Origin of the sequence: uncultured Bradyrhizobium sp. (genome assembly GCF_936928535.1) — a bacterium.
Lineage (GTDB): Bacteria > Pseudomonadota > Alphaproteobacteria > Rhizobiales > Xanthobacteraceae > Bradyrhizobium.
This window is the reverse complement of record NZ_CAKZHY010000059.1, coordinates 52,032-72,984: the sequence shown is the minus strand read 5'-3', so window position 1 is coordinate 72,984 and position 20,953 is coordinate 52,032. Positions and strand designations below refer to the sequence as shown.

Sequence of the window (20,953 nt, the reverse complement as noted above, 5' to 3'; positions counted from 1 at the left end):
GGGGGCGGCGGTTTCCAAAAGCTTAAGAAACCCTTGCGGGAAAGTCCGGGAATTTCCGTAACTTGCGCTGATATTTGTGCGTCGCACAAGATTCTTGACTTTTTTGTGCATTGCACTAATTGTGGGCAGAGTCAGGGAGCCGGGGCTTCCGGACGCGAGCCAGGGAAAAGGATTCCAAGATGTTCAAGGTTGAAGACTTTCAGAACTACGGGAAAGAGCATTTCGAGACCTGCGTTGCCTCCGCGACCTCGGTCCAGCACGGCCTCCAGGCCATCGCCAGCGCCTATGGCGACTACACCAAGAAGTCGTTCGAAGACACCAAGTCGTTCGTCGAGAAGCTTTCCGGCGTGAAGTCGCTGGACAAGGCGCTTGAAGCGCAGACCGATTTCGCCCGTTCCGCTTACGAGACCTTCGTCGCGGAATCGCAGAAGATCGCCGGCCTCTACAGCGACCTCGCCAAGCAGGCGTTCAAGCCGGTGGAGACGGTCGTGTCGAAGTTCACCCCGGCCGCCCAGTAATTTTCTGAAGTCCTGAAATTACAAAGCCCGGCTGCGTCAGCCGGGCTTTTTTCATTTGCACGAGGCTCTGGTCAGCGCGCCACGCGCAGCTTCGCCAGCGACGGTTGATGTTGGTGCTGCTGACACAACATTGCAGCACTGCCGTATAGATCGTGAAGTTTGCGGCCTTGTGTTGCGCCGGGGAATTGCCGCTCATCGGTGTCCTGTTCTTGATCCACGCACCCGAGACACGCGTCGTGATTTGTCTGGTGTCCACGTCTCGCCGTCGTTCACACATGAGGACCGGTTCGTATAGCGCGAGCTGCTGCAGCTCCCGCTCGAAGGCATCGCTGCAATGCTGGCGTCTTGCCGGCTTCGGCTATCGATCCCGTATGATCGAGCATCATGAAGGCCAGTAGATCGGACCGTAGAATCCCGGAGAAATCGCCTCGCTAAACCGTCGCGGTCAATCAAGTGCCCGGTTCCTGATCAGCATGTTCTGAACAGGCGGGCTGGAAGGTTTTGTCAAACCTGACAGGATTGACTAACCTTGTGCAGGATCGCCCGGACCGGGAATCGGGGCGCCGCGGCCGCATCGGCTCGGCCTTTGCACGCTTGCGGCGAGCCGGGGGTGGGCCCATATTGCCTGCAATCGATCCGGCTCGGCCGGACCGGTTGGAAGCGGCGATCCGACAAGGCGGCGCGCCGGCGCGGGACCCACGCGTGTGGGCGGCGCTGCGGACCGTCAGACGCTTCCGTGGGGAATTTGAACGCCTGAGCCATGCTGCAATTGACTTCCAGACTCGACCTGCCCGCGGCCGCCACCGCCCATGCTCCCCGGATGAGCAATGACGAGAACCGTTCCGGCACCCCGGCGGGTCCGAACACGTCTGTCATTACCAAGGTCAAGCCCAAGACCAAGCGACCGAACCTCTATCGCGTGCTGATCCTGAACGACGACTACACGCCGATGGAATTCGTGGTCCATGTGCTTGAGAAGTTCTTCCAGAAGGACGTCGAGGCCGCGACCAAGATCATGCTGCATGTCCATCATCACGGGATTGGCGAGTGCGGTGTGTTCACCTACGAGATTGCCGAGACCAAGGTGACGCAGGTGATGGATTTCGCCCGCAAGCACCAGCATCCGCTGCAATGCGTGATGGAAAAAAAGTAACCGCGTTCGAATCCAGAGTTTCTTTAAGATTGGTTCTGTTCGTTCGGTGTGTGACGTCAGCGCATGCTGCGGCATGATCCGGCGTAAAATCATGCCGGCGCCAATCCTGCCCAAATGGGTAGTTCTGCCCAAATCGGAACGGGTTTTGCATCGAGTATGGCGTGGGCGCGCAATGCCCATTTGAGTCGCGGAACCGGCCTTTTGCCGCGATCTTGTATAACTATATGTGACAAAGGTTGTTGTTGCCTGACCGGGCGATGGCGATCATGATGGTGGGGGCCATAGAGGACGCGAATGCCGACTTTTTCTCAAAGCCTTGAACAATCCCTGCATCGTGCACTGGCGATCGCAAACGAGCGTCATCACCAATATGCGACGCTCGAGCATCTCCTGCTTTCCTTGATCGATGATTCCGACGCAGCCGCAGTCATGCGTGCCTGCAGCGTTGATCTCGACAAGCTGCGCACGAGCCTCGTCAACTATCTTGAGACCGAATTCGAGAATCTGGTGACGGATGGCGCCGACGACGCCAAGCCGACCGCCGGCTTCCAGCGCGTGATCCAGCGCGCGGTGATCCACGTGCAGTCCTCCGGTCGCGAAGAGGTGACCGGTGCGAACGTGCTGATTGCGATCTTCGCCGAGCGCGAGAGCCATGCCGCGTACTTCCTGCAGGAGCAGGACATGACGCGCTATGATGCCGTCAACTACATCAGCCACGGCATCGCCAAGCGGCCGGGCGTCTCGGAGGCGCGGCCCGTGCGCGGCGTCGACGAGGAAACCGAGACCAAGGGTAACGAGGATTCCAAGAAGAAGGGCGAGGCGCTCGAGACCTATTGCGTCAACCTCAACAAGAAGGCGCGTGACGGCAAGATCGACCCGGTGATCGGACGCAATTCCGAGATCAACCGCGCGATCCAGGTGCTGTGCCGCCGGCAGAAGAACAATCCGCTGTTCGTGGGCGAGGCCGGCGTCGGCAAGACCGCGATCGCGGAGGGCCTCGCCAAGCGCATCGTCGACAGCGAAGTGCCGGAGGTTCTGGCGGCGGCCACCGTGTTCTCGCTCGACATGGGCACATTGCTCGCGGGCACGCGGTATCGTGGTGACTTCGAGGAGCGCCTGAAGCAGGTGCTGAAGGAGCTCGAGGCGCATCCCAACGCCATCCTGTTCATTGACGAGATCCACACCGTGATCGGTGCGGGCGCAACGTCAGGCGGGGCGATGGATGCCTCGAACCTGCTCAAGCCGGCGCTTGCCTCGGGCACGATCCGCTGCATGGGCTCGACGACCTACAAGGAATATCGCCAGCACTTCGAGAAGGACCGCGCACTGGTGCGGCGCTTCCAGAAGATCGACATCAACGAGCCGACGGTCGAAGACGCCATCGCGATCCTAAAGGGCCTCAAGCCGTACTTCGAGGACTACCACCGGCTGAAATACACCAACGAGGCGATCGAGGCTGCGGTGCAGCTCTCTTCGCGCTACATCCACGACCGCAAGCTGCCCGACAAGGCGATCGACGTGATCGACGAGTCCGGCGCGGCGCAGATGCTGGTCGCCGAGAACAAGCGCAAGAAGACGATCGGCATCAAGGAGATCGAGACCACGATCGCTTCGATGGCGCGGATTCCGCCGAAGAGCGTGTCGAAGGACGATGCCGAGGTGCTCAAGCATCTCGAGCAGACCCTGAAGCGCACCGTGTTCGGCCAGGACAAGGCGATCGAGTCGCTTGCGGCATCGATCAAGCTGGCGCGTGCGGGTCTGCGCGAGCCGGAGAAGCCGATCGGCTGCTATTTGTTCTCGGGTCCGACCGGCGTCGGCAAGACCGAGGTGGCAAAGCAGCTGGCCGCGTCGCTTGGCGTCGAGTTGCTGCGCTTCGACATGTCGGAGTACATGGAGCGGCACACCGTGTCGCGCCTGATCGGCGCGCCTCCCGGCTATGTCGGCTTCGATCAGGGTGGCCTGCTGACCGACGGCGTCGACCAGCATCCGCATTGCGTGGTGCTGCTCGATGAAATCGAGAAGGCCCATCCCGACCTCTACAACGTGCTGCTCCAGATCATGGATCACGGCCGGCTCACCGACCACAACGGCAAGCAGGTCAACTTCCGCAACGTGATCCTGATCATGACCACGAATGCGGGTGCTTCGGATCTTGCCAAGCAGGCGTTCGGCTTCACGCGCTCGAAGCGGGAAGGCGACGACCATGAGGCGATCAATCGGCAGTTCGCGCCGGAATTCCGCAACCGTCTCGATGCCATCGTCTCGTTCGGCCATCTCAGTGTCGAGGTGATCGGCACCGTGGTCGAGAAGTTCGTGCTTCAACTCGAGGCGCAGCTTGGCGACCGCGACGTCACCATCGAGCTGTCCGAGCCGGCCAAGACCTGGCTGGTCCAGCACGGCTATGATGAGCAGATGGGCGCGCGGCCGATGGCCCGCGTGATCCAGGAGCACATCAAGAAGCCGCTGGCTGATGAGGTGCTGTTCGGCAAGCTCAAGGGCGGTGGCCACGTCCGCGTCGTCCTGGTCAAGGACGAGGCCGACGAGACCAAGGAGAAGATCGGCTTCGAGTTCGTCGAGGGCCCGGTCACGCCGAAGCAGGAAAAGCTGCCCGGCGCCCGCAAGCGTCCACCCGGCAAACCCAACAAGCCGGGCGGCCCCGGCGGCTCCAAGGGGCCGACCTCGAAGGGCCCGCTGGTCAAGGCTTGATCGGCACATCATGAATCGAAAAGGCCGGCTGTAGAGCCGGCCTTTTTGTTTGCGCGATTTTGTTTGCACGACGCGCCGGATTTTAAGTGCCGGTGTCAGGCGGAGGCAGCGCCGGTGCCCGCGGCTTCCTTGGCGCCGGTGGCCGCGCGCGGGGCGGCGGGGCCGACGGCTGCATCGTCACGATGACCGGATTGGGCTTGTGATCGGTTGCCGCGCCCGTTGCTGCATCGACGCCCATGCCGATGGCGCCGCCAAGCAGGAGATTGCCGGCGAAGCCAGCGGCCCCTCCGGTCTGGATGTCGCGGCTGAGCGGCACGATCTGCGTCTCATAGCCTTCCTTCTGAAAGGTGATGGAGACGTCGGCGTTGCGCTTGACGACCACGGCGCAGGGCGTCGTGCAGGTGGTCGGTACCTCCAGTCCGCTGATGACGGCTTCAACGCCCGACGGCGTGGATGAAATGCTGATGTTCTCGGTCGTGCCGCGCGTGACAGACGCGCAGCCGCCCAGCATGACGCTGAGCGCCACAATTCCAAATGAACGCATGAAAGCCCCTAATTCCCCGACCGCAATCAAGCGCAACCAGAGCGAGAGGGCAATACGTCATTGGTGCCGATGGTTAAGCCACGCACAGGTTGAGCGCGGAAATGGCCGGCACCTGAACGTGGGGGAACGCTATTCGCCGCGCAGGCGCTGATCGTCCTGCACACGAACATGTTCGGCGCCCCGTGCGCCCGCCGGCGACAGCCGCAACATGCTCAGCATGGCGCCGCAAAACGCAAATCCGACGCCGGCGAGGAGAGCGATCCGGGTGCCTTCGACCGGATAGCGGCCGAGGAACAGCGCGACCAGCGCAGCGCCGGTGGTCTGGCCGAGCAGGCGCGCGGTGCCCAGCATGCCGCTGGCGCCACCGGAGCGCTCGCGCGGGGCGGCGGCGATCATGGTGCGGTTGTTGGGCGTCTGGAACAGGCCGAAGCCGAGGCCGGCCAGCGCCATCCGCCAGACCACGTCGAGCGGCGTCGGGCTTGCAGGCAGGAAGGCGAGCGCGCCAAGGCCACAGGCAAACAGCGTCAGCCCGATGCCGCCGAGCAGGCCGGCGGGATAATACTCGACCAGCCGGCCGGCGAGGGGAGCCGCGAACGCCACGGCGATCGGCCATGGCGTGATCAACAGGCCCATATGCACCGCCGAATAGCCGAACCGGCTCTGGAGGTAGAAGGGGATCGCGACGAAGGCCAGCATCTGCCCGCAGAACGAGGCGATCGAGGTCGCGATCGACAGTCCGAACACCGGGATGCGCAACAAATCGACCGGCAACAGCGGCGACTTCATATGCGTCTCGCGATAGATGAGCACCGCGCCGGCGACGATCGCAATCGCGAACTGGATCAGGCAGGTGATCGTCGCCTCGCCGTGGCCGACGCTGTCGATTGCGGCGATGCCGACGCCGAAGGTGATCGCCGAGAGCCCCGCGCTCTGCCAGTCGAAGGAATGGCTCGCCGGCGTCGTATGCGGCAGGCTGCGCAGTCCGAGCACCAGCGTGACCACGCCGAGCGGCACATTGATGGCAAATAGCCAGGGCCAGCTGCCGACCGCAAGGATGCCGGCGGCAAGCGTGGGGCCGATCGCGGCGGAGAAAGCGACGACGAGCGCGTTGATCCCGATGCCGCGGCCTAGCAGGCTGCGGGGGTAGGTGAAGCGGACCAGCGCCGAGTTGACGCTCATGATGCCGGCCGCGCCGAACCCCTGGATGATGCGCGCGATCGTGAGCAGCGGCAGCGTATGCGCCAAAGCGCAGAAGGCTGACGCGAGCGTGAACAGCACAAGGCCTACCAGATAGACGCGGCGGTAACCGACAATCTCGCCGAGCGAGGCCAGCGGCAGCAGCGAGATCGTGATCGCAAGCTGATAGCCGTTGACGATCCAGATCGAGAAGGCTGGGCTCGCGTTCAGGTCGGTTGCGATCGTCGGCAGCGCGACATTGGCGATGGCGCTGTCGACGACGGCCATGATGATGCCGAGCGCAATCGTCAGCACCGCCTGATTGCGCTGGGGCTGCGGCAGGCCGTCGGCATGCTCGATCGGGACAGACGACATGGTGGAAGCGTGCTTGATTCGAGCCGTGAGTGTCCCCTCGATTAGGAAATTGCGCTGTCCATCGCAACCCGGCAGGACGCGGACGGTTCCTGTGTCCCAAGCAGGTCTGGCGGCGCTGGGGACATGGATCGGCAGGCTGTTCGCGCACCTACCAGCGTGACGTCGCCTTGCCGAAGATGTAGAGCGCAACGAGCCCAATCGTCACGGCCGTGGAGAAGATCAGGATGCGGCGATCCCAGTCGATCCGCGTCCGTTCTGTGCGGTCGAGATTGAGGACTGCGAACAGGGCTTTCATGGCAAATCGGCGCATCGGCTGCCTCGCAAGGCGGCACGATGCCACGATCGGCGCGGGCCGGATTGACGCAGCTCAAATCAAGCCGGCCCTCGCCGGGGAGCCGATTACACCGGCGGCGGATTGCGGTCGGAGAAGGTCCCGCGCTGGTGCCAGTACGGATAGGGCAGCGTCACCTTGCTCGCGGCATCGAGTTTTGCCACCTGGTCCTTGGTCAGCGACCAGCCGACCGCGCCGAGATTCTCGCGCAGCTGCGTTTCGTTGCGCGCGCCGATGATCAGCGTCGACACGGTCGGGCGCTGCAGCAGCCAGTTCAGAGCGATCTGCGAGACGCTCTTGCCGGTTTCCCTGGCGACCTCGTCGATCGCCTCCACGACGCGATAGACGTGTTCGTCCGGCACGGGCGGCCCGAAATCGGCAGTCTGGGGCAGGCGGCTCACTTCAGGCTTCGGTTGGCCGCGGCGGATTTTTCCGGTGAGGCGCCCCCATCCGAGCGGTGACCAGACCACGGCACCTAACCCCTGGTCGAGGCCGAGCGGCATCAGCTCCCACTCGTAGTCACGCCCGACCAGCGAATAGTAGGTCTGGTTGGCGACGTAGCGCGGGAAGCCGTGCTTGTCGGCAACGGAGAGCGACTTCATCAGGTGCCAGCCCGAGAAATTCGAGACGCCGACATAGCGGATCTTGCCGGCGCGCACGAGCACGTCGAGGGTGCCGAGCACCTCCTCCGGCGGCGTCATGGCGTCAAAACCATGGAGCTGGAACAGGTCGATATAGTCGGTGCCAAGGCGGCTCAGCGCGCCGTCGATGGCCGCGAGCAGATGCTGCCGTGACGAGCCGATGTCGTTGGGGCCATCGCCGAAGCGGAAAGTGGCCTTGGTCGAGACCAGCACCTTGTCGCGGCGGCCCTTGATGGCCTCTCCGAGGACGCGCTCGGATTCACCGAGCGAATAGACGTCGGCGGTGTCGAACATCGACACGCCCGCCTCCAGGCAAATGTCCAGAAGGCGCCGTGCTTCGGTCGCGTCGGTCGTCCCCCAGGCCGCGAGGCGGCCGACGCCGCCGAACGTGCCCGTGCCAAGGCTCAAAGCGGGCACCATCAGGCCGGACCGGCCCAAGCGTCGGTATTCCATCGAACTGCTCCTCACGGCCGCTGTTTGATAGGCACGGCCTTGGAAGCGAATGATAATGCAGGCAGGTGTGTTGGGCCATCGCACGCACACATGGCCGCTCTGCTTCAGCAAGCTGCAAGCTCGTCACACCATTGTGCCCACCGGGTCCGCGTCGCGCGCAAGCAGGGTCTCAGCGTGCCAGATCGTCAAGGAGCCTGAGCACTTCGACGGAGGCTTCTTCAACCTTGGAGATCTCACTGAGAGCGCCGGAGAGGTCACCGTCTGCGAACAGCTTGGCAGCGCGCTTGCCGTGTTCGTGAACGTCCGCGTGCGGCCTTTCGAGCAGCCCAAAGGATCGGTGATTGCGCATCGCCAGGGAGTCTTGGCCGTAGTACCATTTGCCGAGGCGGCAGGAATGATGATCAGCGAGTTCGTCGGCCTTCAACGTCGCCCGCCCGACTGCCATATCGGCCAGGCGCTTCTTCCAGATGACGTGATCCGCCTTGGCTAGTCGCAGGATCTTGTTGTCGAAAGACAGACTAGCAAGATCCTGGAGTTGCCGGCCGGCGACACCCTGGCCGACGTCGAGCTGTGAGGATATGCTCTTGATCTGCTCGACATTGGCTTGGGTCATCCGCGCGATCGCGGAGATACCTTCGGCCACCTCGCGAGACGCATCGGTCTGCTGATTGAGGATATTGGCGATCTCATGCATGCCGTGCGTGAGTGTGGTCGTCTGGCTTTCCACGCATGACATCTCCTGGCCCAGCTGTGCGACGACGTTCTTGCTCTCGACGGCCGCAGACGTGCAGGCCGACATGGCGGCTACGATCAGCTCGACCTCGTTTCTCAATCGCTGGATCCGGTCACGAATGTCCTCGGTTGCTTTTCCGGTCTGCTGCGAAAGCGCCTTGACCTCGGAAGCGACCACGGCAAAGCCACGCCCGGCTTCGCCAGCCCGCGCCGCTTCGATCGTCGCATTCAGCGCCAGCAGATTGGTCTGCTTTGCGATCGCGTCGATCGCCGAGACGATGGCGCCGATCTCCTCGGAGGCGGCGCTCAGCGCCACGATCTTGTTGGAGGCTTCGTTGGCCGTCGCTTCGACGCGCTCCATTGCGTTGGAGGCCTGCCGGACGGTCGTCATGCCCTGCTCGGCGCTCGATTTCATTCTGGCTGCACTGCCAGCTGCATCTTCCGCGTTGGCCCTGATCTGGCCAACCGAAGCCACCATCTCCTCGCTTGCGGCAGCAAGCGCCTGGGTCCTCTGGTCGACGTTCCGACAAGCCGTAAGCATTCGGGCAGCGGAAATCGCCGTCTCATTGCTCTGAACGTTGAGATCGACGATGGCGTCCAGCCTTTGCGAGGCATCCTCGGCCAGTTTGGCAGCAAGCCTCGAGACGGCGCTGGAGAGACGGTCGTTACTGCTGTAGCCGGGAGCGAGGAAATTGCCCTCGATGAGGGCCTCAATGAACGTTGCCAAGGCCTCGTCGCGATCCGGCGGAATTGACGACTGTTCCGGGGACACATGATTGCCCATGAGCTGGGGCGAACGCTTGCGGCTGATTCCAACGAGAAGGGACATGTGGCGATCCGGGGTCAACTTGGTGGACAGGCGGCAATTTTACGCCGCGGTGCTGAACATCCCGTGAGTTTGCGTATCGATATTTAGCAATGTGCGGCTCAGTGCGGTACCTGGGTCTGCCTGAAGTCGCGCGGTGACATTCCGAAATGTTCGCGGAAGACGCGGCCGAAATGCGAGAGATCGTTGAAGCCCCAGGCAAACGCAATCTCGCTGATGTGGCGATGGGCGAGCAGGGGCGAGGCGAGGTCGCGCCGGCATTGGGCGAGACGTTCGGCAAGCACATGGCGCTGGAATGAAGTGTCCTCGTCGGCGAGGAGGTCGTTGACGTAGCGCGGCGAGATTCCGAGCGCAGCGGCGGTTTCGGGAAGCGAGAGATCGGGGTCGGCGAGGCGCGCGCGAATATGCGCCTTGAGCCTGTAGAGCAGGGCGGAGCGATGCGTCGAGGACGGCAGCGATCTCCCGCTCAGCCGTTCGCTCAGTGCCATGGCGAGCAAGTCGACCGCCTGCTCGGAGAGCGCGGCCGCGCTGCTCGGCGCGAGCCGGTCTGCGCTCTGGCAAAGGCGGAAGATAAAATCATAGGCGAGCCGCTCGAGAGGCGCGTCGGCTCCGAACGTGATCGCGGTGAGCGTCTCGGTGCCGCCGAGCCGGCGCTGCAACATCTCGCGTGGCACCTTGAAGATGGATTGGGAGAACGTGTCCTTGAACTTCAGCTCATAGGGACGCGTGGTGTCGTAGAGCGCGAACTCGCCCGGATGGATCACGGTCTCGCGGCCGTCCTGCACCACACCGCCATCGCCGCGATTGCCGAGCGCAACGAGAACATAATCCTGATCCGAACGCGCGATGCGCGAGGGCGTACGGAAGACGTGCTGGCGCTCGGAGCAGACCTCGGAGCAGACGGCTTTGCCGAGCGGGGCCTGCGTGACCGAGCCATGAAAAGCGCTCCCGAGGTCGGACTTGCAGTCGAGCCCGACGAAGACGTCGCAGACGATGTCCTGCCAGAGGGCAAGCCGCCGGTAGCCAGGGCTGCCGTCTGTCGTGAACTGGATCGTCATCGTCAGGCCTCCCTTTCACTCCTGGCAAACCGCATGGTGGCGCAGATCCGGCCTGACCGCAGGCAAGTTCCGTACCGGGGCGCGATCCCTTCCAGCCAGGTTTTTGCAGTCGAGTTTTTGTTCCGCCGTGGTCGAGCGCGCGGCCGCCCGGCTTGGTCCAATAGACTGCAACGGACGTGGTTTTGGATCAACCGGCAAGGGAGACGGCAATGGGCATCGAGCATCCGAAATACAAGGTCGCGGTGGTGCAGGCGGCACCCGCCTGGCTCGACCTCGACGCCTCGATCGACAAGTCGGTCGCGCTGATCAGGGAGGCCGCCGAAAAGGGCGCCAGGCTGATCGCGTTTCCGGAGGCGTTCATCCCCGGCTATCCCTGGCATATCTGGCTGGACTCGCCGGCCTGGGCGATCGGCCGCGGCTTCGTGCAGCGCTATTTCGACAACTCACTGTCCTACGACAGTCCGCAGGCCGAGCGGCTCCGCGATGCCGTGCGCAAAGCCAAGCTCACCGCAGTGATCGGACTGTCCGAGCGCGACGGCGGCAGCCTCTATCTCGCGCAGTGGCTGATTGGACCCGACGGCGAGACCATCGCAAAGCGCCGCAAATTGCGGCCGACCCATGCCGAGCGCACCGTCTATGGCGAGGGCGACGGCAGCGACCTTGCGGTCCATGCGCGCCCGGACATCGGCCGCATCGGCGCGCTGTGCTGCTGGGAGCATCTTCAGCCGCTGTCGAAATACGCGATGTACGCCCAGAACGAGCAGGTGCACGTCGCGGCCTGGCCGAGCTTCTCTCTGTACGATCCCTTCGCGCCGGCGCTGGGGGCCGAGGTCAACAATGCTGCCTCGCGCGTCTATGCGGTGGAGGGCTCCTGCTTCGTGCTCGCGCCGTGCGCGACGGTGTCGCAGGCGATGATCGACGAGCTCTGCGACCGGCCGGACAAGAATGCGCTGCTGCATGTGGGCGGTGGCTTTGCCGCGATCTACGGGCCTGACGGCAGCCAGATCGGCGACAAGCTCGCGCCGGACCAGGAGGGGCTCTTGATCGCCGAGATCGATCTCGGTGCCATCGGCGTTGCCAAGAACGCCGCCGATCCCGCCGGGCACTATTCGCGGCCCGACGTCACGCGGTTACTGCTCAACAAGAAGCCGTACAAGCGCGTCGAGCAGTTCGCGCTGCCGGTCGACACCATCGAGTCGGCGGATATCGGCGCGGCAGCGAGCTGATCGCTGCGATCGAGGGAGGGTACGATCATGGAATCCGCGATTCCCGCACATCTCGAAACCCAGCGCACGCGGCACAAGCGCGTGCCTGACGATTACCAGCCGCCATATCCGTCGTTTGTGGCGCGCTACAAGCCCGGTGTAAGTCGTGTGGTGATGGCTTATTTCGGCGTGCAGTATCGTGGGGCGATGGCGGCGGGTGTAGCGCAAGCGCTTGCAGAAATTGCGAGCCTGTTTGCCGGCGCAGGTGGTCCCATGCATTGGGACCGCGCACACTACGTCGATCAAACCGGTCACACCAACATCGTCTCGGTGGCCTATTGGGACGACATCGCACGCTTCGACACCTGGTTTGCGCCGGCACATGAGGCGTGGACCGGAAAGCCGCGCGACGGCATCGGCACCTTCATCGAGGTGCTGCGCCCCACTGTGGCACGGCACGAGACGCTGTTCTCCTCGCTCGATAGGTCCGAAGGTGTCGCCGCGATCGCCGACGGCATGAGCGGGGAGGTGCAGGAGCACGCTTATTGGGGCGGCATGCGCGACCGCATTCCGCTGTCGCAGACGGACCCGATGTCGCCGGGAGGCAATCCAGAGCTGATCCGTGACGGCGCACGCCTGCGCGTGAAGGCGCACGACAATCTCTGCCTGATCCGCTCCGGGCAGGACTGGAGCGATACGGAAGCATCGGAGCGAAGGCTCTATCTCGACGACGTCGAACCGGTGCTGCGCGAGGGCATGGACTTCCTGCGCGACGACGGGCTCGGGATCGGTTGCTACGCCAACCGTTACATGCAGGTGCTCTCGGCCGACGGCAAGGCGAGTGAAAAATCCTATGGCCAGAGCTGGTGGAAAAGTCTCGCTGCACTGGAGCGCTGGGCGGAATCGCATCCGACCCACGTGAAGATCTTCGGTGCGGCGATGAAATATCTCTCGACGCTGGGGCCGTCAGCGAAGCTGCGGCTCTATCACGAGGTCACCGTGGCCGCAGCCGATGAGCAGTTCTTCGAATATCTGAACTGCCATCCGAAGACAGGTATGCTTGCGGCAGTCGAGAGGGTGACCGCTTAGGCGACGCAGTGGCCGAGCAACTCCGGATGTGCGGCGCAGATGTGATGCGCGCCGGCGTCCCTGAGCTCGGCCTCGCTGCCATAGCCATAGAGCACGCCAATCGCCGTCATGCCATTGGTCCGGGCGCCGACCACGTCATGGCTGCGGTCGCCGATCATGACGGCACTGGCGGGGTCGACCTTGGTCTCCTCGAGCGCGTAACGAAGCAGGTCGCGCTTGTCGGCGCGGGTGCCGTCGAGCTCCGAGCCGAACACGCGCTCGAAATAGGGCTTCAAGCCGAAATGCTCGACGATGCGGGTGGCGTAGACCGCGGGCTTGCTGGTCGCCACGAACAGGCGCGCGCCGCTTGCGGCGATCGCCGCCAGCGTGTCGTGGATGCCCGGATAGGGCGTGTTCTCGAACAGTCCGACCTCGGAAAATCGTTCCCGGTACAGAAGGAGCGCCTGGTTGGCCAGTGCTTCGGTTCCGGTGAGCGCCTTCAGGCTCGCATGCAGGGGCGGCCCGATGCACCAGGTCAATTCATCCTGGCTCGGGACCGCCTTGCCGAGTTTTTTCAGGGCATACTGGATCGAACCCGTGATCCCGGGCTTTGGATCGGTCAGCGTGCCGTCGAGATCAATATAGACTGTCTGCATTCTGGCCAGGCTCAGCGTTGTTCATTACGGCTGTTGCTAGTTGCCTTGGGGCCGGAGTTCAAGGGCCGATATTAGGAGCGACATGGCGTTCATCCGGGCTCGGAAGCTGATCTGGTGGGTGCTCGCGGCGGCGTTGGTTTGCACACCGGCGCTCGCCGAGGATGCTTCGGTCCCGCCGACGCAGCTTGGCCCCGAGGGGCCGGCAAAACCGGCTGCAGGCGAGTCCGCGCGCGAGAGCGACACGCGGGAATCCATCTGCCTCATCGTCGAGGCGGCTGCGCGGGATGCCAATCTGCCGCTTGAATTCTTCGCCCGCGTGATCTGGCAGGAGAGCCGTTTCCAGGCTGATGCAGTGGGACCCGTAACCCGCAGTGGCGAGCAGGCGCAGGGGATCGCGCAGTTCATGCCGGGGACCGCGAGCGAGCGCGGACTGCTCAATCCGTTCAATCCTGTTCAGGCGCTACCAAAATCCGCCGAGTTCTTGAATGAGCTGCGCAATCAGTTCGGCAATCTTGGCCTCGCCGCTGCCGCCTACAATGCCGGGCCGCGACGGGTGCAGGAGTGGCTCGCCGGCACCGGCGGCATGCCGGAGCAGACACGCAACTACGTCTACGCCATCACGGGTGCGACAGTCGACGCATGGGCCAAGGCGGGCAGCACCGGCAAGGGACCGCCGAGCTCGCCGCCGACGAGCTGCCGCGATCTGATGGCGTTGTTGAAGCGCGCGCCGAACCCGTTCGTCGCAGAGCTCGAGCAGCACGTCGAGCTCGCCGCTGCGAAGATCTGGGGTGTTCAGCTCGCCGCGGGCTTCGACCGCAACAAGGCGCTGGCGATGTATTCCCGCGCCGTCACGCGGCTCAGCGCCGTCATCGGCGAACGCGATCCCAGCCTGCTCTCCTCGGTGGTTCGCAGCCGCGGCTCGCACGCCTTCTACCAGGTGCGCATCGGCGCCGACACGCGAACTGAGGCAGACGATCTCTGCAACCGCATCCGCAAGGCGGGCGGAGCTTGTTTTGTGCTGAAGAACCGCGGGGTGAGCGGGTAGCAGGCGCTACGCATGCCAGCCCCGCCGCGGGCTTCCTTGACGTGACGGTCCGCATTGTCCGTTATGCGGGCAAGATCCTCACGCCGGCCAAGCTCCCGTGGCACTTCCCCCGCTCGATTCCCCTCAATGGCAAAGTCCGTGGCGCGCCTTCGCCTGGGGGCTGCGCTCGATCACGCAGACGATCCTCACGCTCGTCCTGTTCGCGACCTATCTCGGCATCGGCGCGCTCGCCCATGACACCCATTTCAGCCTGCTCTGGGCGCTCTGTTCGACGCTGTTCGTCTGGGCCGGGCCCGCGCAGATCATCCTGATCACGACGCTCGGTTCGGGCGCCACCATCATCCAGTCGGCGATCGCGGTCACCGTCAGTGCGATCAGGCTGTTTCCGATGGTGGTCTCGGTGCTGCCGCTGATGCGCACGCCGACGACCAAGCGGCGCGAGCTGTTCTTTGCAGCGCATCTCACGGCTGTGACTCTGTGGGTCGAATGCCATCGCTTCCTGCCGCTTGTGCCGCGCGAGCGGCGCATCGCCTTCGTCAACGGACTTGGTTTCGGTCTGGTCTCGGTGTGTCTGACCGCCAACACGATCGGCTATTTCCTTGCCGCCAACCTGACGCAGACGTTGGGTGCTGCGATCCTTTTGCTGACGCCGCTGTCCTTCCTGTTCTCGACCGCGCGCAACAGCCGCGAGGTCGCTGACGTGGTCGCGCTTACGCTCGGTATCCTGCTCTATCCGCTGGCCGCGAAGATGAACTCCGGTCTCGACATTCTGATCAGTGGCGTGGTGGCCGGCACGATTGCCTATGGCGTGCACTGGTGGCGGGAGGTGCGCGCATGAGTGCCGCGCAACTCATCGGTGACTGGCAAGCGCTGGTCGTGCTGTTTGTCGCCGGCGTCATCCCCAACCAGATATGGCGCATGCTCGGCCTGTGGTTCGGCGGCGGCATCGATGAGGGCTCCGAGCTGCTGGTCTGGGTGAGGGCGGTCGCGACCGCGATCCTGGCCGGCGTGATCGCCCAGATCGTGGTGCAGCCGCCCGGTGCCCTCGCCAGCGTGCCGGATGGCTTGCGCTATGGCGCGGTGGCCGCCGGACTTGTCGTGTTCCTGCTGGCCCGCCGTTCGATCTTTGCCGGCGTTGTCGCCGGCGAAGTCTTCATGCTGGTCGGCCAGTGGTGGTTGGGTTAAAACCGCCTTCGAACAGGCAAGGAACAGGAATTATGGTTCGCGAAAACGAACTCCGCGAGGGTGAGGTCGCCATCGAGCTGCCATCCACTGAGGATGCCGGCCTCGTCTTCATCGGCCGCATCCGCACGCCCTGGACGTCGCGGCTGGAGACGCCGCGGCAGGGGCGCCATGACGGTCCGATCTGCCGCCTCGAGATCTTCGAGCCCTTCGTGCCGGCGATCAAGGGCGTCGATTTCTACAACAATCTGGAAGTGCTCTATTGGCTCGATAAGTCGCGCCGTGACATCGTGCTGCAAAGCCCGAAGAACAACGACAAAACCCGGGGCACTTTTTCGCTGCGCTCGCCGGTGCGGCCCAATCCGATCGGCACATCGATCGTGAAGCTGGTCGGCATCGAAGGAAATGCGATTTTGGTGCGCGGCCTCGACTGCATCGACGAGACGCCGCTGATCGACATCAAGCCCGATCGCTGCGAGTTCACGCCGCTGGCGGCGCCGCAGAAGGGCGATTTCCAGACGGAATGAGGGCGCTCCGCTTTAGCCCCGTCATTGCGAGGAACTCTTGCGAGGAAGCAATCCAGACTGTCTCCGCAGAGGGATTCTGGATTGCTTCGCTGCGCTCGTAATGACGAGTGGCGAGACCTAACCTCCCTTCAGCGCCGCGATCAGCTTGGCCGCGTTCTCTTCCAGCACCTTGACGTCTTCCTTGCGGCTCGCGGGCGGAAGCATTGCTACGCCATCGTGGCGCGGCATCACGTGCATGTGGAGATGAAACACTACCTGTCCGCCGGCAGCTTCGTTGAACTGCTGCACGGTGATGCCGTCGGCTTTGAACGCCTTCATCGCCGCACCAGCGATCTTGTGCGCGCCGCGGGCGACGTGGGCATAGTCGTCGGCCTTGATGTCGAGGATGTTGCGGGCAGGGGCCTTCGGAATCACCAGCGTGTGGCCCGGAACGCGCGGCATGATGTCGAGGAAGGCGAAGACGTGCTCGTCATCGTAGACCTTGTGACAGGAAAACTCGCCGCGCAGGATCTTTGCAAAGATATTGTTCGGGTCATAAGCGGTCATGGCGGGCTCCAAGATTTTGCGCTTACTGTCACCAGCCCTGCGTGCGCGTCAAGGCGCCTCGTCGATGCCCTTCCGGAACGGGCCGAGCTCGGCGAGCTCCCGTCCGGCCTCCGCGACATAGGCGCGCTCGCGCTTGAGGTAATCGTCGATAGCGCGGCGCAATCCAGGGTCGGCGATGAAATGGGCTGAATGTGTCGTCCGCGGCAGGTAGCCGCGCGCGATCTTGTGCTCGCCTTGCGCGCCGGCCTCGACATGCGTGAGCCCATGTTTGATGGCAAAATCGATCGCCTGATAGTAGCAGACCTCGAAATGCAGGAACGGATGATGCTCGACTGCGCCCCAGTTGCGGCCGAACAGCGTGTCCGAGCCGATGAAGTTGATCGCGCCCGCGATCCATCGGTCGTTGCGGCGGGCCATCACGAGCAGCACATCCTGGCTCATGGTCTCGCCGATCAGCGAGAAGAATTCGCGGGTGAGATAGGGGCGGCCCCATTTGCGCGAACCCGTCTCCATGTAGAACATGAAGAAGGCGTCCCAGGCATCCTCGGTGATGTCCTTGCCGGTGAGCCAGTGGATGGTGATGCCGGCCGCGAGCGCATCGCGCCGCTCGCGCTTGATCGATTTGCGGTGGCGTGAGTTCAGCGTCGCCAGGAAGTCGTCGAAAGTGGCAAAACCCTCGTTGCGCCAGTGGAACTGCTGGTCGGTGCGCTGGAGGAAGCCGTGCTGGGCGAGCAGCTTCCACTCGGCCTCGCGGGCGAAGGTGACGTGCACCGAGGACGCCTTGCTGACGCCGCACAACGCCACCAGGCCGCTGGCCAACGCTTCCGTGATGCGCTCGTGGTCGACGCCGTCGCGCACCAGCAGCCTCGGCCCTGTGGCCGGTGTGAAGGGAACAGAGACCTGAAGCTTCGGGTAATAGCGTCCGCCGGCGCGCTCATAGGCATCCGCCCAACCGCGGTCGAAGACGTATTCGCCTTGGCTGTGCGATTTCAGATAGCAGGGGACGACGCCGGCGACGCGGCCGTCGACCTTGGCCACGAGGTGTCGTGGTCCCCAGCCGGTGCGAATCGTGGCCGAACCCGATTTTTCGACGGCGGAAAGAAAGGCGTGCGAGACGAATGGGTTATAGGCGGGCTTTAACAGGCCAAGCGAATCGCCTGGAAGCCCGGATGAGGTTCCCAAATGGTGCCCATTGCAGGCCCTGCCGGGATTGGCGCAGGCGTCCCAATCCTCCGGCGAGACTTCGCCAATGGACGGGACGGCCTCGAGCGTAACTTCGGATGATGCCATTGCAGCCAAGATCGTTCATTGCAGCAGCGACTTCAAGGGTCGGGACCATCAAGCCTATGGCAAGAAGCCCTCGAAGATCATCTGATCGGCATATTGCCCGACCCGTGTCCGCTGCTCGGCCGTCCGCACCGTCCAGCCGAGCAGGGCGCAGCCGAAGATATTGCGGGCGATCCAGGGGGCGGGCGCCGGCAGGTGATCGACCTTGAAGGCGACGAAATGCGGCTGGGTCTGGAAGCCGTGGCGCAGGTACAGCATGCTGTCGCGCTGCTGCTGCGTCAGATAGGTCCAGTATTCGTCCTCATAGCTGCGCTGTGCGACGATGCCGCGCGGGCGGGAGGGCAGCAGCTCGCGCAGCGCCAGCACCTGATCAGGGTCGAAGGACATGCCGACCGCCTGGCCCTGATAGGACGCCAGCACCTCGGCCATCCGCTTCACCAGCTTGCGGTCGCCGTCAAAATGGCTCTTCACCTCGATCACCAGCGGCACCCGGCCGGCGACCATGGCGCAGAGGTCGCCGAGTGACATCATCCGCTCGGGCGTGTCCTTGAACGTGATGGCCTTCAGTTCGGCTGCGGTCTTCGCCACCACCGGGCCGGTGGCGTCGGTCAGGCGGCCGAGCGCATGGTCGTGATGCACCATGGCCTCGCCGTCCGCGGACAGTTGAATGTCTACCTCGATCGCGAAATTGCCTGCGATCGCGGCCCGTACCGCGCCCGGCATGTTCTCGACGATGCCACGCGAGATGTCATGTAGGCCGCGATGGGCGACCGGCCGGGCTGTCAGCCATTCCGGAGCACGCACGATGCTAACCTCAGGCGACCTCGAACACGCCTTCGACCTCGACCGCCGCATCCGCGGGCAGCGAGGCAACGCCGACGGTGGTGCGGGCGTGGCGGCCCTTGTCACCAAAGGCTGCGACCATCAGGTCGGAGGCGCCGTTCAGCACCTTCGGTCCGTCCAGGAAGTCCGGCGCCGAGTTGATGAAGCCGCCGAGGCGCACCACGCGCACGACCTTGTCGAGATCGCCGAGCGCGGCCTTGACCTGCGCGAGCAGATTGACGGCACAGCCGCGCGCGGCTGCAGCGCCTTGCTCGATCGAGACGCCGGCGCCGAGCTTGCCCTTCGCGATCAGCTTGCCTGAGGGATCGAAGCAGACCTGGCCGGAGACGAACAGCAAATTGCCGGTCCGGACGAACGGAACGTAATTGGCCACGGGAGAGGGGGCCTCGTGCAGCTTGATACCCTGTTCCGCCAGTTTCTGCTCGACCGTGCCTGCCATGTCTCAACCTCAATGTCTGAAAACGCGTCCGTCCGGCGCATTCGGGAGCAGCCGGCTGTGCCCTGTTTCGCCCATCGTGCCGACACATGCAAGCAAGGCGATTTGGCCGCGCCAGACCGGGCGGATCGCGTTTTCCGGAGGAAGGTCAGGAGGTTCGGCGCAGAGGCGCAAATTTACGTGAAACCGCCGCAGTTGCGACGCAATGGAACGGTCATTAAAGTGTCGAATCTGCGCGTCCCCAGGGAATAGATATGGTGCACCTTTTCCGGACTTCACTCGGTGTGATGGCGCTCGCGGCGGCCGCTATCGGCGCCGGTGGCGCGGCGCATGCGGCGAACGGTCCGTTCCTCCCGCACCAGGCGCTCTATGATCTCAGCCTGGTCAAATCGCGCTCCAATTCCATCAATAGCGCGCGAGGCCGCATCCTCTACAATTTCGCCGGCAGCGCTTGCGAGGGCTACACGTCCGAATTCCGCCAGGTCTCCGAGCTCGACAGCGGCGAGGGCAAGATCACGCTGAGCGACCTCCGCTCCAATTCCTGGGAGGACGCCGCGGGCAAGAGCTATCGCTTCAAGATCGAGACGCGGATGAACGAGACCGAGGCCGGCCTCGTCGACGGCTCGGCGGAGCGCGACGGCGACCACATCAACGTCAAGCTGAAATTGCCGGCGCCGAAGAATTTCACCCTCGACGGCAAGATCGTGTTCCCGACCGAGCAGATCCAGCGGATCATCGCAGCCGCCAAGGACGGCAAATCGCTGCTCGAGCTCTCCGTCTATGACGGCTCCGACGATGGCCAGAAGGTTTACAACACGCTGACCGTGATCGGTCAGCCGATCCCCGCCGACCGCGCCGCATCGCCTGATCCGTCGACATCGGACGAGCACATGAAATCGCTGATGCGCTGGCCGGTGACCGTCAGCTATTTCGACCGCGACGTCCCGCAGAAGGAGGGCGAGCAGACGCCCGTCTATGCGATGTCGTTCGAGCTTTACGAGAACGGCGTGTCCCGCCAGCTCGTGCTCGATTACAACGATTTTGTGATCTCCGGCGCGATGGGCAAGTTCGACGTCAAGGACAGCAAGCCCTGCAATTGAGCGGCGACACTAGCCCTCAACGCCATCTCCGGTTACGCTCCCTTCCAACCACAAACTCCGGGAGCGACATCATGCCCAAGCTCGATCATCTCCGCCCCAGCGGCCTGCACCACAACCCCGCTTATTCCCACGTCGTCACCGCCTCCGGCGCGCGAACGATCTACATCTCCGGCCAGGTGTCGACAGATGAAGAGGGACGCATTGTCGGCGAGGGCGATATCGCCGCGCAGACGACGCAGGTGATGCAGAATCTCGGCCACGCCCTGAAGGCGGCCGGCGCCAGCTACGCCAACATCGTCAAGATCACGACCTTCGTCGTCGGCTACAAGCCGGAGCTGCGCCCGATCATCGGCAAGGCCCGCTCGGCCTTCTTCGAGGGCATGGAGCCGCCAGCCTCGACACTCGTCGGCGTCTCCGCGCTGGCCGCGCCGGAATGGCTGATCGAGATCGAGGCGATCGCGGTCGCGGATTGAGATCGCAGACCGGCGCTCCCGCCAAAACCGCAAAACAACCCCATGCACAGTAGAAATGCACAGCGATTTCGT

General features: G+C 63.8%; 23 protein-coding genes. 11 read left to right on the top strand and 12 right to left on the bottom strand.

The window, feature by feature from the left end:
* Positions 1–179 precede the first annotated feature (179 nt).
* Positions 180–518, top strand: coding sequence for a phasin family protein (locus tag Q0687_RS09345; protein ID WP_298874955.1), 339 nt, complete (start codon positions 180–182; stop codon positions 516–518).
* Here Q0687_RS09345 and Q0687_RS09340 read toward each other — a convergent pair.
* Positions 499–714 carry a hypothetical protein gene (locus Q0687_RS09340; RefSeq protein WP_298874952.1) on the bottom strand — a complete coding sequence of 72 codons (216 nt, stop codon included), beginning with the start codon at positions 712–714 and terminating at the stop codon, positions 499–501. The two genes, Q0687_RS09345 and Q0687_RS09340, sit on opposite strands and share 20 nt — an antisense overlap.
* A gap of 624 nt (positions 715–1,338) precedes the next feature.
* Between Q0687_RS09340 and clpS the strand changes: the two genes are divergently transcribed.
* On the top strand, positions 1,339–1,671 hold the full coding sequence (clpS, locus tag Q0687_RS09335) for an ATP-dependent Clp protease adapter ClpS (RefSeq protein ID WP_298874991.1): 333 nt from the start codon (positions 1,339–1,341) through the stop codon (positions 1,669–1,671).
* 294 nt (positions 1,672–1,965) lie between these two features.
* The gene (clpA, locus tag Q0687_RS09330; RefSeq protein WP_298874950.1) at positions 1,966–4,377 is read left to right on the top strand and encodes an ATP-dependent Clp protease ATP-binding subunit ClpA; all 2,412 of its coding nucleotides are present in this window, start codon (positions 1,966–1,968) and stop codon (positions 4,375–4,377) included.
* An 82-nt stretch (positions 4,378–4,459) separates the two neighbouring features.
* Here the strand turns inward: clpA and Q0687_RS09325 are convergent, their stop codons facing one another.
* The 6 genes from Q0687_RS09325 to Q0687_RS09300 all read right to left on the bottom strand — a co-directional run bounded on the left by Q0687_RS09325 (position 4,460) and on the right by Q0687_RS09300 (position 10,513).
* On the bottom strand, positions 4,460–4,921 hold the full coding sequence (locus Q0687_RS09325) for a PEGA domain-containing protein (protein ID WP_298874947.1): 462 nt from the start codon (positions 4,919–4,921) through the stop codon (positions 4,460–4,462).
* A 129-nt stretch (positions 4,922–5,050) separates the two neighbouring features.
* Positions 5,051–6,472 (bottom strand): MFS transporter, encoded by a 1,422-nt coding sequence (locus Q0687_RS09320; protein WP_298874944.1) that lies wholly within the window; start codon positions 6,470–6,472, stop codon positions 5,051–5,053.
* Positions 6,473–6,620: 148 nt separating this feature from the next.
* Positions 6,621–6,782 carry a hypothetical protein gene (locus Q0687_RS09315; RefSeq protein WP_298874942.1) on the bottom strand — a complete coding sequence of 54 codons (162 nt, stop codon included), beginning with the start codon at positions 6,780–6,782 and terminating at the stop codon, positions 6,621–6,623.
* 89 nt (positions 6,783–6,871) lie between these two features.
* Entirely contained in the window at positions 6,872–7,897 is a 1,026-nt protein-coding gene (locus Q0687_RS09310) for an aldo/keto reductase (protein WP_298874939.1), read from the bottom strand.
* Positions 7,898–8,066: 169 nt separating this feature from the next.
* On the bottom strand, positions 8,067–9,476 hold the full coding sequence (locus Q0687_RS09305; RefSeq protein WP_298874937.1) for a methyl-accepting chemotaxis protein: 1,410 nt from the start codon (positions 9,474–9,476) through the stop codon (positions 8,067–8,069).
* 80 nt (positions 9,477–9,556) lie between these two features.
* On the bottom strand, positions 9,557–10,513 hold the full coding sequence (locus tag Q0687_RS09300; protein ID WP_298874934.1) for a helix-turn-helix domain-containing protein: 957 nt from the start codon (positions 10,511–10,513) through the stop codon (positions 9,557–9,559).
* Between the two features lie 209 nt (positions 10,514–10,722).
* On the opposite strand from Q0687_RS09300, the gene Q0687_RS09295 reads away from it, so the two are divergent.
* Both Q0687_RS09295 and Q0687_RS09290 read left to right on the top strand, forming a co-directional pair.
* Positions 10,723–11,739: a carbon-nitrogen hydrolase family protein gene (locus Q0687_RS09295; protein WP_298874931.1), complete on the top strand. Its 1,017-nt coding sequence runs from the start codon at positions 10,723–10,725 to the stop codon at positions 11,737–11,739.
* A gap of 27 nt (positions 11,740–11,766) precedes the next feature.
* The gene (locus Q0687_RS09290) at positions 11,767–12,807 is read left to right on the top strand and encodes a phenylacetaldoxime dehydratase family protein (RefSeq protein WP_298874930.1); all 1,041 of its coding nucleotides are present in this window, start codon (positions 11,767–11,769) and stop codon (positions 12,805–12,807) included.
* Here the strand turns inward: Q0687_RS09290 and Q0687_RS09285 are convergent.
* Positions 12,804–13,442: an HAD family hydrolase gene (locus Q0687_RS09285; RefSeq protein ID WP_298874928.1), complete on the bottom strand. Its 639-nt coding sequence runs from the start codon at positions 13,440–13,442 to the stop codon at positions 12,804–12,806. The genes Q0687_RS09290 and Q0687_RS09285 overlap by 4 nt on opposite strands.
* A gap of 82 nt (positions 13,443–13,524) precedes the next feature.
* Here Q0687_RS09285 and Q0687_RS09280 point away from each other — a divergent pair, with 82 nt between their 5' ends.
* The 4 genes from Q0687_RS09280 to tsaA all read left to right on the top strand — a co-directional run bounded on the left by Q0687_RS09280 (position 13,525) and on the right by tsaA (position 16,196).
* A complete protein-coding gene (locus Q0687_RS09280) occupies positions 13,525–14,487 on the top strand; it encodes a lytic transglycosylase domain-containing protein (protein WP_298874925.1) in 963 nt (320 codons plus the stop codon).
* Between the two features lie 97 nt (positions 14,488–14,584).
* A complete protein-coding gene (locus tag Q0687_RS09275; RefSeq protein ID WP_298874922.1) occupies positions 14,585–15,325 on the top strand; it encodes an AzlC family ABC transporter permease in 741 nt (246 codons plus the stop codon).
* Positions 15,322–15,672, top strand: coding sequence for an AzlD domain-containing protein (locus Q0687_RS09270; RefSeq protein WP_298874921.1), 351 nt, complete (start codon positions 15,322–15,324; stop codon positions 15,670–15,672). Before Q0687_RS09275 ends, Q0687_RS09270 begins: the two co-directional genes overlap by 4 nt.
* A gap of 32 nt (positions 15,673–15,704) precedes the next feature.
* Complete coding sequence (tsaA, locus tag Q0687_RS09265) at positions 15,705–16,196, top strand: tRNA (N6-threonylcarbamoyladenosine(37)-N6)-methyltransferase TrmO (protein WP_298874918.1); 492 nt, start codon at positions 15,705–15,707, stop codon at positions 16,194–16,196.
* Between the two features lie 117 nt (positions 16,197–16,313).
* On the opposite strand, the gene Q0687_RS09260 is transcribed toward tsaA, so the two are convergent.
* From Q0687_RS09260 to Q0687_RS09245, 4 genes are read right to left on the bottom strand one after another with little or no spacing between them, the layout of a single operon-like run.
* Positions 16,314–16,742: an HIT family protein gene (locus Q0687_RS09260; protein WP_298874916.1), complete on the bottom strand. Its 429-nt coding sequence runs from the start codon at positions 16,740–16,742 to the stop codon at positions 16,314–16,316.
* A gap of 48 nt (positions 16,743–16,790) precedes the next feature.
* Positions 16,791–18,032 (bottom strand): GNAT family N-acetyltransferase, encoded by a 1,242-nt coding sequence (locus tag Q0687_RS09255; RefSeq protein ID WP_298874914.1) that lies wholly within the window; start codon positions 18,030–18,032, stop codon positions 16,791–16,793.
* Between the two features lie 54 nt (positions 18,033–18,086).
* The gene (locus tag Q0687_RS09250) at positions 18,087–18,833 is read right to left on the bottom strand and encodes a glycerophosphodiester phosphodiesterase (RefSeq protein ID WP_298874911.1); all 747 of its coding nucleotides are present in this window, start codon (positions 18,831–18,833) and stop codon (positions 18,087–18,089) included.
* Positions 18,834–18,843: 10 nt separating this feature from the next.
* Positions 18,844–19,311 (bottom strand): RidA family protein, encoded by a 468-nt coding sequence (locus Q0687_RS09245; protein ID WP_298874908.1) that lies wholly within the window; start codon positions 19,309–19,311, stop codon positions 18,844–18,846.
* Between the two features lie 251 nt (positions 19,312–19,562).
* Between Q0687_RS09245 and Q0687_RS09240 the strand changes: the two genes are divergently transcribed.
* Positions 19,563–20,408, top strand: a complete 846-nt coding sequence (locus Q0687_RS09240) for a cell envelope integrity EipB family protein (protein ID WP_298874905.1) — start codon at positions 19,563–19,565, stop codon at positions 20,406–20,408.
* A gap of 71 nt (positions 20,409–20,479) precedes the next feature.
* Complete coding sequence (locus tag Q0687_RS09235; RefSeq protein ID WP_298874902.1) at positions 20,480–20,881, top strand: RidA family protein; 402 nt, start codon at positions 20,480–20,482, stop codon at positions 20,879–20,881.
* Positions 20,882–20,953 lie beyond the last annotated feature (72 nt).